The organism is Vibrio eleionomae (assembly GCF_009874545.1).
In the GTDB taxonomy this organism is placed as follows: Bacteria; Pseudomonadota; Gammaproteobacteria; order Enterobacterales; family Vibrionaceae; genus Vibrio; species Vibrio nitrifigilis.
On sequence record NZ_WEKT01000007.1, the window covers coordinates 1 to 15,384 of the forward strand.

Here is a 15,384-nt window from a genome sequence, read left to right on the forward strand (position 1 = left end):
CTTATTAATTATCAATGAACCATAGACCCTGATGTATCCAGCTATCTGCTCTGAGAAAATGACACTTAAAATAAAATTTTTTTACTCAGCCGGAACTCTTTTATCGTTGGGCAGTCCTAACTTATGTGATTAACAAACCGAGAGCGACATACGCAAGCTCATGCAAAGTGCTTGGCTTACCTATTCTGCTTAAGTGTTTTTTTCATCGTGAAAAACTGTCAGTTTGCTGTTTTTCCTATTAACTCCTACGTTTGTATATGCCCAGTTCGTGTTGTTCTGGGTATTTTTTTGTCTGTTGATCATCGTGTTACTAACGATCAACTTGGCGAGATGAGCCCAATCAGTGATGTTAATATCCCACCTAAACTGGCTCTGGTTTCAAATGACAACCTACCCAAACACGAATTCCCCTGTCGCTGATACAGTATCTTGAAGGTAGCGTGAGAGGCACATTTTAGAATCGTGTATATTGCGGTACCTTAAGTATATACTTCAACCTCATTACGTTTTTCTCACTTGCTAGCATGAAACTTAAGCACACACCCGTTACCCGACACTGTTGTAGTAATATCGAATTTTATCTCAAACGAGACGATTGGCTTCATCCGCAATTTTCCGGCAATAAAGCGCGTAAATTTATGGCGCTGCTTGATGATACCCTGCCCCATATCGAGACACTGATTGGTTATGGCTCACCACAAGCGAACTCTCTCTACTCCATGGCAGCTTTGGCAAATCTCAAACAGTGGCAACTCCGTTTCTATGTGGACCACATTCCCAGTTGGTTAAAACAGCACCCGAATGGTAATTACCGTGCAGCATTAGAACTCGGAGCCGAGCTAATTGAAACACGTCCAACGTTTGATTGCGCCCCAGAACACTACCTCAATGATTATAAGGTCAAAGATAATGAGTTACTGGTTCCGGAAGGAGGCCGTAGCCCTATCGCCAAACAAGGGGTGACACAGTTAGCAACAGAAATTTTAGAATGGACCAGCCAACAACCTGCCAGTCACTGGGTCGTTGCACTGCCATCGGGTACTGGCACGACATCACTGTATCTTCACCAAACGCTGAAAGAACATCATATAGAGGTGGTGACTTGCTCATGTGTCGGTGGAGATGAGTATCTGATTCAACAATGGCAAGAGCTGGGAGCTGATGACTTCCCTTCCATACTTAACCTTGGGAATAAACATCACTTCGGCAAACTGTATGAAGCGGATTACCTCATGTGGCAAAAACTCCAAGCGCAAACTGAGGTTGAATTTGATTTACTTTATGACCCTTTCATGTGGCGTTGCTTAGAAACGTGGTGGCCAACGCAAAACAACAAACAACTGCTTTATATTCACCAAGGTGGAATTCTGGGTAACGAAAGTATGCTTCCTCGTTACCAACGCAAGTATCGGTCGTGTTGATTCAAAGCGACCTAGCGCGGTTAATATCTATACCCAAATGACCTCAAGATGCAGGATTCAGAGCTTCATCAACGAGCCTAGGTCAAGCTCAATCACGGCAGGAATGGTCATTCCCTTTTAACGTGATTGGGCGCAGAAATAGGTTTGTTGATGAGCTCCCGAAGGGCGAGTTTTATTCGCTCCTAGGCTGTGTTACTGATTTTCTACGTAGAATGACTATGTCTTCAAATCAGTGCCTTGCCTAAGAGCGAATACATTCTCGCTGAAACAGCATCTTGAGGTTACTTGGGTATAACCCCCCACTTAAACCTCATCACCGATTCACACATAAACCATTATGTGTGAACTCACTCATCTAAATCTTCAAAATTTCGCCAAACCAGGCAAATAACTACATTTTAATAAAGGTTATGATTACTTGGATGTCGATATTATTCCTCAGCAACATAAAGTCATAGTGCTTTTCATTTCTATACCCAAATACCATTGGATAAGGATATTTGGGTATAGATTGTTGATTTATTAAGGAGTTTTATTATGTCATTTGCACTAAAAATGCCTAAGCTCTGCTTAATGGGTGTCGGAGCGATTGAAGATGCAGTGAACGAGTTGAGCCAGCAAGGAATAGAGAAAGTATTGCTAGTGACCGATCACACCCTGACTGAATTAGGTATTGTAGACCCAGTGATTAATGCGCTAAAAAATAACAAGATTAACTATTCGTTATTTGATCAAGTGACCCCGAATCCCACGGTCACTCTCGTTAATCAAGGGCTAGAACAGTATCAGCAAGAGCAATGTAAAGGGTTTGTCGCCGTCGGTGGTGGTAGCCCAATCGATTGTGCCAAAGCCATTCGTATTATGAGCACCAACCCAGGATCAATCACTGATTACGAAGGGGTTAATCAAGTCAAAAATACGGGGGCGTATTTTGTAGCTGTTAATACCACCGCAGGCACCGCTGCCGAAATGACATCTAATTCGGTCATCACCGATGAAAATGCTCAGAAGAAAATGGTGATCATCGATGACAAACAGATCCCAGATATCGCCGTCAATGATCCGACACTGATGCTAGATCTTCCTGCCAGTGTTACAGCGTCAACAGGCATGGATGCATTAACTCACGCGATAGAAGCGTATGTCTCTGCAGGGCAACACACCTTAACAGATCCAACGGCTTTAGAAGCAATCCGTCTTGTTCATCAATGGCTACCGATTGCGGTGAAAGATGGCAAAAATTTAGAAGCTCGCGATAAACTTGCCTGCGCAGAATACTTGGCGGGTATGGCATTCAATAGTGCAGGCCTAGGGTTAGTTCACGCGATGGCTCACCAACCGGGCGCGACACATAACTTAGCCCATGGTGTATGCAACGCTATTTTGTTGCCTATTGTCAGTGAATATAACGCCCAATACGTACCAGAACGCTTTTGTAACGTTGCGGCGGCGTTGGGGGGTAATGTCACGAACTTAAGTGCTGCCGAAGGAGCACAGCAGTGCATCAACATGATTCGATCACTATCAAGTCAAGTTGGTATTCCTCATGGCTTTAGTGAACTCGGTATTAAAGAGCAAGATATTCCACAATGGATCGATAAAGCTTTGGCCGACCCTTGTTTAGGCTGCAACCCTCACCAACCGACCGCAGATGAAGTTTACCATTTGTATAGTGAAGCGTTATAAATCCTCATCACTTAACGCAAAAGGTCCCTTTCGGGACCTTTTGTTAGAGTTTGTTAATATTGCATATATTATTTCAAACGGAACTGTTTAATGAGGTCGTCCAATTGCATAGCCTGCTCGGTTAACTCTTTCGCGGCTTCAGCACAACTATCTGAGTTGGTACTATTTTGCTGTGTGACTTCATCAATCTGACCAATGCCTAAACTCACTTGATCAGCACCAGCCGACTGCTCACTTGCAGCCTGAGCAATTTCTCCAACCAAGGAAGAGACCTGCCCAGCTCCCGTCACAATCTCTTGTAGCGATTGCACCGTTTGTTTCGACAGTTCAATACCACGGTTAGTTTTCTCTGCCGATTTCGAGATAAGTTCTGACGTTTGCTGCACCGCTTGTGCACTGCGACCGGCAAGTTGGCGAACTTCATCAGCCACCACTGCGAAGCCACGACCATGTTCCCCCGCCCGAGCCGCTTCAATAGCTGCGTTCAAAGCAAGTAAGTTGGTTTGCTCAGCAATCGACTCAATCGTACGAATGATGTTGTTGATGTCATTACCAGAAGCCTCGATATCCTCCATCGCGGTTTGTAACTCAGTCATCAGATGGTTACCTTCATTGGCTGTTTTTTCTGATAAACCGGATAAACGCGTGGCCTCATCGGCATTGGTAGAACTTTGGCGAATTTGCTCAGCAATCTCGTTAATCGTCGCACTGATTTCGGTGACAGCCGATGCCGAATCTGTCGCACCCAACGATAAACTTTGACTCAGACCATTAACTAAATCGGCATTTCGAGCAATCACATCAGAGCGGGCTTTAATATCCCCAACCAATTGATTTAAATCATCAACCATCTGTGACAATGCACGGCCTAGTTGATCTTTATCTGAAGCAAGCGTGACATTGACCGCCAAGTCACCTTGCGAGATTTTCTCCGCAATCGCAACTTGAGCTTGTAAACTTTCTGCCATGTTATCGAGCGCAGCAGAGAGTTGACCAACCTCATCAATACTGTCGTAATTAAGTCTATTATTGAATTGCCCTAACGAAATGGTTTTCGCCATATTGACCGCACCTAAAATTGGGCGGGAGATATTGCGAGCCATAACAAGCAAGAAGAAAATAGCAACGACGGTAATCACTAGGCCTAAACCAATCTGCCAAGTAGTATCTGCTTGGCTATTTGATTTCAGTTCATCAGACAGTGCATTGGCCTCTGCTAATACTTTGTCTAAATCTAAGCGAATGGTCATCGCCCAAGTTACGTTACTGTATCCCAAAGTAAAAGAAGCTAGCGCTTTAACCGCATTCTCGGCTTGGTCGACACGAATTGTGGATTTTTGTTCTCCAATCAGCTCAATAACTTTATTGGTATCCTCTCCAAATAAAGGTTCAATCGATTTACCGACCAAACTGGGATCTTGGCTATCAGCAATCACTAACCCATCTTGGGTAACAATCGATACTCGAGAATTTCCATCATAGAGCTTTGATGCAACCTGCACACTCAGCTTTTGCACAAAATCTAAATTGTAGTCGGCCCCTACTACACCTTGAAACTTGCCATTAACAATAATCGGAGCAGACAGTGTCGCCAACCATACGTTTTTACCTTGCACAATGTATGGCAACGGGGCAGTAACCGTTTCATTTAGGGTCTTCTCAGGCACCTGATACCAAGCGCCTTTTGCCACACCGTTAGGATGTTTATGATCGGAATCGTATTCAACCAGAGGCTGAACATTAATATTACCGGCTGCATCACGAATCCAGTAAGGGGTGAACCGCCCAGTATCAGGGTTATTACCGTCCCGGTTCACGCGATTGGCCGCATCTTTACCATCAAAAGCATTAGGCGCCCACGCACTGTATGTGCCGTTAAGATCAGGATTCGATCTCAACACTTCTTGCAGCATATCGTTAAAGACCGTACGTTCAATAAAACTCGTGCTTTTGTTGACTTCGTCCTGCTTCGCCGCAGACATGGCATCAGATAGTGCTCTCGCCGCACTTAAGGCTTCTTCAAGGCGGCGACTGATCGACACTGAATAACGTTCAGCAGTTGCTTGGACTTGCTTCAATGTGGTGTCTGTCGCGAGTTTAGAAACTTTGGCATTGACTAAATTTTGAGTATTCGCGGCAGAATAAACACTATAACCGACAAGTATGCCTGCAGTTATTAGCAGGCATAAGCCAGCCGTTAATGTGATTTTTGCTTGAATAGACTTTAACTTCATATGTCGGTCCTAACTAATATTGCTAGACTATGTATGTCGTGATCCAAGCTTAAATAAAGCGTAATTGTAGAGAGATGCCACTTTTCACCACAATTAAAAAAGCTTTAATGATAAATTTGTCGGGTTGGTCGCTAAATTGACGAAGTCAAAGCTAGGCAACTAATACCAATGAGTTAGATACAACAATCATGCTCAATAACCATCGACTTATGCAGAATTATCACTTCAACCAGTTCTATACCCAAGTAACCTCAAGATGCTGTTTCAGCGAGAATGTATTCGCTNTTAGGCAAGGTACTGATTTGAAGACATAGTCATTCTACGTAGAAAATCAGTAACACCGCCTAGGAGCGAATAAAACTCGCCCTTCGGGAGCTCATCAACAAACCTATTTCTGCGCTCAATCACGTTGAAAGGGAATGACCATTCCTACCGAGATTGAGCTTGACCTAGGCTCGTTGATGAAGCTCTGAATCCTGCATCTTGAGGTCATTTGGGTATATTATTTCACTCCTCTAAAAACGCCTAAAACACCTCATCCCTCCTCAAAAAATACTTAGACTTCAAAATATTTGTTCTTTAAATAAAATTAACCATAAATAACCACACAATAAATACAGATAAAGCATATAACTCTGGTATTTATTTAAAAATTGTTAATTTATAGCATTTTATATCACACAAATAAGAAACAACCACCTATTGGTACGACCAAAAACAATAACCACATTCGTAATATGGCTAAAAAAGCTCTATATTTACCTCAATGGTACGACCATTATTAATCACTAACATTTCAATGTGGGAATAAATCGTGAGTGCGAACATTGTGTTCAAGAAGGCTCAAGTTGGCCGAGCAAGTGAAGATATCGCGTTGCAAATAGAAGCAGCAATTATGAATAAGCAGCTTGTCCCTGGCGACTGCTTACCTAGTGAACGCGATTTACAAAATCAATTTGGTACTGGCCGAGGAGTCATTAGAGAAGCCATCACCGCCCTAAAACAGAAGGGATTAATTGAGGTTAAAAAAGGCCAAAAAGGTGGTGCCTACATCAAACAAATTGATGTGGCGAATATTAGTGATTCTCTCGCTCTATTTCTGCAGCAGAAAGGAATGAGCATCTTCGATGTCGCAGAGTTTCGTGAAACCATCGACCAAACCATGGGCCAACTAGCCATGGTAAGAGCAACGCCAGAACAGCAACAGCACTTAACCGACACGGTAACTCGCTTAGAAATGGTAGCCAAAGAGCTAAAACCCGATACAGCGCAACTCGCAGAGCTCGACAGAGAGCTGAACATATTACTCGCAGAAATGAGTCACAACCCTATCTTTCTCTGGGTAATGAGAGCGTTGCAACAAGGTTTTAGCTCTCGAGATAACAACTTATATCACGACCCAGAATTTCGCGATAAAACCGTCAGAAACTGGCGAACAACAAGTATCCATTTGATAGAGCAGCACCCCATAAAACTGCAAGCCTCTATCAGTCGACATTATGAGCTTTTACAAGCTTGCTTAGATAAAAGCCAAGCATAATTTATTTTGACATCTAATCATTCTCTCTTCGAGTCCATGGAGGTAAATCAATGACCGAGCAACAGTACGATTATATTATTATCGGTGGTGGCTCTGCCGGATGCGTCCTAGCCAACCGCTTGAGTGCCAATCCAAAACATAAAGTTTTGGTGTTAGAAGCCGGAAAACCAGATTATCGTTGGGATTTTCGTATCCACATGCCAGCAGCACTGACTTATCTACTGACAGATAGCACCTATAACTGGCTATACGAATCCGAGCCCGAGCCGTTTATGCACAATCGAAAAATTGCTCAGCCTCGGGGAAAAGTTTTAGGCGGCAGTAGCTGTATCAACGGTATGATTTATATCCGTGGTAATGCGATGGACTATGAAAAATGGTCTCGTTTCGATGGGTTAGAAAATTGGAGCTACAAACACTGTCTACCCTACTTTCGTAAATGTGAAACACGTTTAGTCGGTGGGGATGATTATCATGGCGATAATGGCCCATTAAATACCACAACGGCAGCGTGTGATAACCCTCTGTTTGATGCATTTTTCCAATCAGTGCAAGAGGCGGGCTATCCGTTAACGGATGATGTGAACGGCTACCAACAGGAAGGCTTCGGCGCATTTGATCAAAACATCTACCGCGGTCGTCGCTATAGTGCTGCTCGTGCCTACCTACACCCTGTAATGAACAGAGAAAATCTCACCGTTTTAACTGGGGCAACCACAAATCGCGTTATTCTCGATGGTAAAACCGCCATTGGCGTAGAGTACGTTCGAAATAAAAAATCCCATTCTGTTTACGGAAAAGAGATTATTTCTTGTGGGGGAGCCATTAACTCACCCAAATTGTTACAGTTATCTGGTATTGGTAATAGTGACGAATTGAAAGCGTTGGGAATCACGCCAGTGCATCACCTACCTGGTGTTGGTGAAAACCTTCAAGATCACTTAGAACTTTACGTGCAGTACACATGTAAGAAACCCGTTAGCCTATACCCAGCACTCAAATGGTATAACCAGCCAAAAATTGGCTTTGATTGGCTCTTCCGTCGTAAAGGTAAGGCGGCCACAAACCACTTTGAAGCTGGCGGTTTTGTTCGCGGAAATGATGAGGTGAAATACCCTAACCTACAGTTCCATTTCTTGCCGATTGCCATTCGTTATGATGGCAGTGCACCACAACAAGGCCACGGTTTTCAGCTGCACGTTGGCCCAATGAATACTGATGTGCGCGGTTATGTGAAAATTCAATCTAAAGATCCAAATCAGCCACCAAAACTCTTTTTCAATTACCTATCGACTGAACAAGAGCGTAAAGAGTGGGTAGAAGCGATTAGAGTATCGCGCAACATCATCAATCAACCTGCATTTGATGAGTTACGCGGTGAAGAATTATCTCCGGGTATTGCTGCACAAACTGATGAAGAAATATTAGATTTTGTTGCTCGTGAAGGTGAAAGTGCCTACCACCCAAGCTGTACTTGTAAGATGGGGTACGACGATTTAGCTGTGGTTGACGCTGAATTAAAAGTACACGGCATCAACAATCTACGAGTCGTAGATGCTTCAGTATTTCCAGCTATCACGAACGGTAATCTTTACGCACCTACAATTATGGTGGCAGAAAAAGCAGCCGATATTATTTTGGGTAACTACATTGAGCCAGCTTCTGATGCCGACTTCTATCGTTATGAAGAACACAATGAGACCATGGCAACATCTGAAGTGCTATCGACAACTGAAGAAACCGTCAATAAAGCAGCAGAAACCGTCTAAGCTCTGTTAATGGTGAAAAACCACGTCTCTACTCTTAAGCCCCCTCAATCATAAGACCGTTTAGGTAGACAAGCCCTTCAAATCATTGAAGGGCTTTATTTATTCAAATTATTCTAATAATTAGCTCAATATCAGAATTACTCCTAAGCTAACCAAAAGAGGTATAGTTTCGACATTTCTATCCGTTTATCCTATAAAAAACAAGATATTAGGTGGGGTGATCATTATCGAAGGGTTCAGGTGCACGTTTTTTACGCGAGTGTAACCTGAAGATCTTGATGATAACTTTCGATATTGATGTTAATCGTTCAATGGATTCAAATAGCCATGAGTTTGTGTCTCACAATTGAACATTCTCTTACACGATGCAGATTTTTAGTTTGCTAAACCGAAAAATTACTACTATCTGATTAGTAATATAGACACCTATAACCTACTGTTTAAAGACGTATTAGTAGTGGTTTTTTTAACTTATGGCATTAACATTCCAACATTCTAAAAAAGCACATCTCTTTTTGGCCTGCTCTGTTTTACTGTTTTTAACCTTAGACAGCGCCATGCTCGCTCTTAATTTCAGAATTACTCATGCAGTTTCAGAAGATGCCGTGATAATTAACCTCGCGGGACGCCAGCGAATGTTGTCACAAAAAATGACGAAATCCATCTTCCAAATCAGTCCTGAGCAGCTAAAAAGCAAACAGACACAGACTCATATTTTGCAATACATGCAAGCCTATGAAATGTTTAATGACACTCTAGAAGCCTTTAATAATAGTGGCTATGTCATTGATGCCGAGAAAAAGCTCGTCATGGTTAAGGCCATCAACCATCCAGAAGCGCGAACAATCATTACTCGAGCGGCCAAGCTATTAGAGCCATTACATGCATTGAATCTCAACATTATGAAAACGGGCCTCACACCAGAACTCTTCCAGCAAATAAAAACGTTGCTCGGTGATAATAACGAACAGTTATTAAATCAGATGAACCAGCTCACGGTAATGGTGGAAAAAAGCTCACGCCAACAAACGCAAGATCTCAGATCAATTCAGCTTGTTACCTTTGCTTTAGCACTACTTAATTTTGCCTTCATTATTACCCAATTTCGCCGTGGTCAACGGCATTCAGAGCAGACTATTAATGTACTTAATGATTTAATTCAATCAGCCAAAGCCGCACTGCTCATCTACGATGAAGCGGGCAAGGTCGTTATGGCTAATGAAAGTGCCAGAAGAATGTTTGGCTATAACGAAGAAGAAGTGGGCACATTAAACAAACGCCAACTTTTCGACCACGAGGGAGAACAATGGATAGCGTTAACTCGTAGTGGTAAAAGAGTGCCTATTGAACTGCATGAACGCTCTCTTATTCGTAATGGAGAAACGGTCACCATTGCAACAATTATTGAAACGCGCCACCAGCTGGCTAAAAATCAATCTCTATTTCAGTTAGCCAATCGTGACACCTTAACTGGCATGTTTAACCGCAACGCTTTAACGATTGTACTGTATCATAAAGCCCAGCAAACCAAGTTTTGGGGCTCTCGTTTTGCCTGTTTTGCGATTAGCTTGAATAACTTTAGCCAAGTGAATAAAGAATATGGCAAAGATATTGGTGATGAGTTATTAAAAGAATTTACCTACCGCCTATGTAAAACAACTCGCGATAGTGATTTTATTTATCGTTATGGCGGCGATGAATTCGTATTGGTTGTTGATCTGGCAGATAATGATGCAGCCTTAAGTCAAATTACTCATAAAATTAATAAGGCAATGCAAGATCCTTTTACCTTAACCAATAATATTAGCTTTGAAGTTTCGCCTAGTATCGGAGTCGCTATTTGTCCCGATGATGAAGCGGATCCGGAAGAACTCATTACAATGGCTCACGAATTAATGAACCGTGGTAAAGGTTCACAAGTCATCGAGTTTTCCAAGGCAATTCAAGCTCGCCATCCGCAATATCATAATGAAAAGCAGTAATACATTCTGGAGCGAATACCATTCGCCCTTTTTGAGATCATCAATAAGCCTATTTCTGCGCCCTATCACATTGAAAGGGAATAACCATTCCTACCGTGATGGAGCTTAACCTAGGCTCGTTGGTACTGCTGTTAATCCTGCCTCTTTAGGTCATTTGGGTATAAAAGATGGTGTCGGCTGATTTTCTTCTTATATTAAACACAGCTCTCGCCTTTTGCCCTTTACATTCATAAGAATAAACTGATATAACCCTTCTGCGCATTTATGTTCAACTAAATCCGTTATATAAGATTGATAAACAAGTATTTATTTAACACTAACCATTGGTTATTTAATGATCGCATTATATTAATGAGAATAATTACCAATTTGTTATTGATAAGTCCACCTAATTAGTTTCCTTTACCAACAAAAACTAAAATTATTTCAAATCAATTAGCAAGATTTAATTTAGTTTAATATCTCGCTAACTCAGTAAGTTAGGAGCCATTATGGGGCTGTCTACATTTTTCAAAAGTAAGTTAAATACTAATAAAAACTCCGTCTATAACATTCATACGCAAAGCCAAAAAATAAGCCATGATTTAAGCGAACTACCGTTTAAACCAACGCTTATTATTGGTTTTGTCTCACCTAATAATGATATTGATTCGGTCGCCAAGCAGATCAAACAGCATATTCCTAGCTGTCAGGTGGTGCTTAGTACGGCAGCAGGTACATTGGCTAACATCAATAATGACTCTTTGTATCATCACACTAACAACCAGTGGTCAGACATCGTTCTGCAATGCTTCGGTGAACATCTCATCGAACAAGTAGAAACCATCAAAGTTCCACTAGGCAGTGAAGATTTATCTCAATCCCAACGCCGAAAACCGCTCGAACAGCGAGTCAGTGATATTCGCGCGGCAATAGAACGCCAATCCGTTGCAATGGATATCGACTACCAGAACACTATTGCTTATGTGACTTTCGATGGCTTATCACGTTCAGAAACCTTCTTTATGGAGGCGATGTACCAATCAGGCAAATTCCCGTGCTTGTTCGTTGGTGGATCTGCCGGTGGGCATCTAGATTTCAAACATACCTTTTTGCATGATGGTCAACAAAGGTTACAAAATCATGCCATCATTACATTTATCAAAACTCAGCCACATATCCGTTTTGGCGTGTTCAAATCCCAAAACTTTGAACCGACTAATTTCTCATTTAATGTGCTGACATCTTCTGTAGAAGATCGTTTTATTGATGAAGTCATCGATCAAGCGGGCAATATCAATTCGATGGTCGATGTGCTATGTAAAAAATTCGCCTGTCAGCCGAACACATTAGAAACGGCGTTAAATGAATACTCATTTGCTGTGAAAGTGGGTGGTGAACTGTTTGTTCGCTCAATACAATCCATCGATACAGACAATAAACGCATCCATTTCTATTGTGATATTTCTGCTGGTGAAGAACTCTTTTTGGTCAAGCGCATTCCTTTTGCTCAAGCAACCAAAAAGGACTTTGCTGAATTTATGCGTAATAAACCATGCGAGCCAATAGCAGGATTACTCAATGACTGTATTTTGCGAAGGCTCAAAAACAGTCAATCTCTGAATAACATGAATGGGGTATTCGGCGATATTCCTGTCGTAGGTAGCTCAACCTTTGGTGAAATTCTCGGTTTGAACCTCAACCAAACATTAACCGCCATCTTTTGGTTTGATCTTTCAACCCAACCCAATCGCGAGTTCCATGACGACTACCTAGATAGTTTTGTTCATCGCTATTGTGAATTTCGCTCGATGTTCTTACATCGAGACATCAGTAAGCTTTCCGGATTAAACCGAGTGATCGTAAAGCAAATTGACCAATTCAAAGAGAGTGATTATGACGCTCTGGTCGACTCGTTTCGACTTGATGCCAAAGTGCGCCCTATTTTTTCTGGGCTAACGGATCTTGGCCAGCGGCTTAACGATGCTGAACAACAACGTGCACAAATGGCATGTGAATTGGCTGCTTGCGCTAACGAGCTCGATCAGTCCGTTGACGACCTATCCGGTCATGTTCAAACCCAAGCCGCCGCAATTGAAGAATCTGAAACCACGGTTGCAGGAATGGCAACCCAAGCGCAAAGTGTCGCGACTAATGCTCGCCAACTCGCTGAATCGAGTAATCGTATTCAAGATATTGTTCAAGTGATTCAGCAAATCGCCGAACAAACTAATTTACTGGCACTTAACGCGGCCATTGAAGCCGCTCGAGCTGGGGAGTTAGGTAGAGGATTTGCCGTCGTCGCTGATGAAGTCCGACATTTGGCGGAGAAATCAGGGAATAGTGCGAATGAAATCAGTGGTGATGTGGTGAAATTAGCTGAGGAAATTCGCGCTGTAGCAGAAGAGATTGAGAGTCAATCAACATCCGTTTCCGAATTGACGTCCGTGTTAGGCTCATTACGTGAAGTAAGCTCACTAACAGCAGAAAATTCTAATCGAACGCAATCAGTCGCAGATAAATTACTGACACTTACTCAAGAAAAACCCTCTCATTAACAGTTTAGTTAATACATTCTATTACAGCGATAGTATCTAAATCGCTGTAATAGAGCCTTCACTTCCATCAATCCAAAATTTACAATTAAGATATTGATAAATAATATTTTTATTTAAATCACCCGCATGGTTGACGCATTCGCAATACATACTTGCATAAATCGGGAGCAAGGATAGCAATTGGTGCAATTTGTCTTAATCTCTNTAATCTCTCAATATTCCAAGATTGATAAAAATTTTTTTCAAAAAATATGTGATTTTTATCAATATCGTAAAAATGGTATTTAGCAAAATTATATATCGATAAAAAGAAGTTTGCCGACGTAGTTTTCTACTTAATAAGGAAAGTGTTATAGAAAATGTTTTTATACAAACATTTCAACCAGTAAATTTACAACATAATATTCCATTTTATTAACACCGCCTCTTTTCAATCCCATATTCTGTGCGTACTATCCTAATTTCCCTGCTACAAAATACTACCCCATTCTCTTTTTGCATCTGCCGTTAAATGTAAAAAGTGCCAGCGTATCAATAGCAGTATTCCTCTAAAAAGAACAAAGGTTAATCACAGGATTACAATGAACACAGAACAGAATTATTCAGAAACACAACAGGATACTCCCCCCAAAAGAAAGATAACGTTAGAAGACGTTAAAACACTGAGCCTATCTGCGCTGGGCGGTGCTCTTGAGTTTTACGACTTTGTTATTTTTGTCTACTTCGCGAACGTTGTAGGTAGCCTGTTCTTCCCTGCCGACATGCCTGAATGGATGCGTCAAGTTCAGACTTATGGCATTTTCGCAGCTGGATACTTAGCTCGTCCTTTAGGTGGCATCATTATGGCTCACTTCGGTGACCTACTGGGCCGCAAACGCATGTTTATGCTTAGTATCTTTTTAATGGCCGTTCCAACAATGGCAATTGGCCTAATGCCAACATACGAAAGCATTGGCCTGGCAGCGCCGTTACTACTATTACTATGTCGTGTTCTTCAAGGTGCAGCGATTGGTGGTGAAGCACCGGGTGCTTGGGTATTTGTAACAGAGCACGTTTCAAAACGTCACATCGGTTTAGCGTGTGGTACGTTATCAGCAGGCCTCGTAGCAGGTATTTTGATTGGCTCACTTGTCGCAACAGGTATTCACTCAGCATACAGTGCAGAAGACATTCACAGCTACGGCTGGCGCATTCCATTCTTGTTAGGTGGTGTATTTGGTTTCGTTACCATGTACCTACGCCGCTGGTTACATGAAACTCCCATTTTCAAAGCGATGCAGGAACACAAACAACTGGCAGAAGAATTACCGATTAAAACAGTTCTTAAAGAACACTTGCCATCTGTTCTAGTGTCTATGGCTGTTACTTGGGTATTAACCGCTGCTATCGTGGTCACTATCTTGATGACACCATCACTACTACAAAAAATTGTTCATCTAGACCCAACAACCTCATTAGAAGCAAACAGTGTTGCTATTGTGTTTATTTTGATTGGTTGTTTAGTTTCCGGTTCACTGGCAGACCGTTTTGGTAATGGCCCAATTATGGCTATTTTCAGTATCGGTTTAGGGGCAAGTTTCTGGGCGTTCTACGGCACAATGTTGCATGACACCACCTACCTATTCCCAATGTATGCCATCGTTGGCTTCTTCGTGGGTATTGTTGGCGTAGTCCCTGCTATTGCAGTAAAAAGCTTCCCAGCAGCGATTCGTTTCTCTGGTTTATCATTCTCATACAATGTCGCGTATGCCATCTTTGGTGGTACAACACCAATGCTGGTCAGTGCCATGATCGCTGAGAACGTCATGTCACCTGTGTATTATGTAGCAGCTGTATGTAGCGTAGGTATTATTGCCAGCGCTGCCGTGATTCGCTTCAAACCACGATTGGATTTGGCAACGGGTAATGCATAACCAGTAACCAATAAAGTGAATTGATAAGGCAGCCTCGGCTGCCTTTTTCTTTGTTAATAAATCTAATGGATTTTTAGGTTCGCTGATAGATGGGCAATCTAGCTGACAAATAATATGAAAGAGCTAGCGAAAGCTGAGCCTAATATTGACTAAATTCTTCATGAAATTTCTCACACTACAACGTTCCGTGGGATCATGGAGCACTTATCGTTTAGTTTCTTATAATTCTCGTTCCTTTTTTGCTGTTTTTTCTTTTCTCAAACAAACTGCTCACTCAAAGTGAACTTCCCCTTTAAATGCCG

At 42.0% G+C, this 15,384-nt stretch carries 7 protein-coding genes and 1 pseudogene; 7 read left to right on the forward strand and 1 reads right to left on the reverse strand.

The features are described 5' to 3' along the window. Positions 1 to 524: 524 nt before the first annotated feature. A complete protein-coding gene (locus F9817_RS05985; protein ID WP_161154044.1) occupies positions 525 to 1,421 on the forward strand; it encodes a 1-aminocyclopropane-1-carboxylate deaminase/D-cysteine desulfhydrase in 897 nt (298 codons plus the stop codon). 537 nt (positions 1,422 to 1,958) lie between these two features. Next, entirely contained in the window at positions 1,959 to 3,107 is a 1,149-nt protein-coding gene (fucO, locus tag F9817_RS05990; protein ID WP_161154045.1) for a lactaldehyde reductase, read from the forward strand. Between the two features lie 68 nt (positions 3,108 to 3,175). On the opposite strand, the gene F9817_RS05995 is transcribed toward fucO, so the two are convergent. Beyond that, positions 3,176 to 5,341, reverse strand: coding sequence for a methyl-accepting chemotaxis protein (locus F9817_RS05995; RefSeq protein ID WP_161154046.1), 2,166 nt, complete (start codon positions 5,339 to 5,341; stop codon positions 3,176 to 3,178). An 814-nt stretch (positions 5,342 to 6,155) separates the two neighbouring features. On the opposite strand from F9817_RS05995, the gene F9817_RS24370 reads away from it, so the two are divergent. The 5 genes and pseudogenes from F9817_RS24370 (at position 6,156) to F9817_RS06020 (ending at position 15,082) form a co-directional block, all read left to right on the forward strand. After that, positions 6,156 to 6,881, forward strand: a complete 726-nt coding sequence (locus tag F9817_RS24370; protein WP_202436359.1) for a GntR family transcriptional regulator — start codon at positions 6,156 to 6,158, stop codon at positions 6,879 to 6,881. A gap of 50 nt (positions 6,882 to 6,931) precedes the next feature. Beyond that, positions 6,932 to 8,650: a choline dehydrogenase gene (gene betA / locus F9817_RS06005; protein WP_161154047.1), complete on the forward strand. Its 1,719-nt coding sequence runs from the start codon at positions 6,932 to 6,934 to the stop codon at positions 8,648 to 8,650. 473 nt (positions 8,651 to 9,123) lie between these two features. After that, positions 9,124 to 10,632, forward strand: coding sequence for a diguanylate cyclase (locus F9817_RS06010; protein ID WP_161154048.1), 1,509 nt, complete (start codon positions 9,124 to 9,126; stop codon positions 10,630 to 10,632). Between the two features lie 491 nt (positions 10,633 to 11,123). Then, positions 11,124 to 13,028, forward strand: a pseudogene (locus F9817_RS24255) (methyl-accepting chemotaxis protein); the annotation flags it as partial. Between the two features lie 722 nt (positions 13,029 to 13,750). Further along, positions 13,751 to 15,082: an MFS transporter gene (locus tag F9817_RS06020; protein WP_161154050.1), complete on the forward strand. Its 1,332-nt coding sequence runs from the start codon at positions 13,751 to 13,753 to the stop codon at positions 15,080 to 15,082. The last annotated feature ends 302 nt before the right edge of the window (positions 15,083 to 15,384 follow it).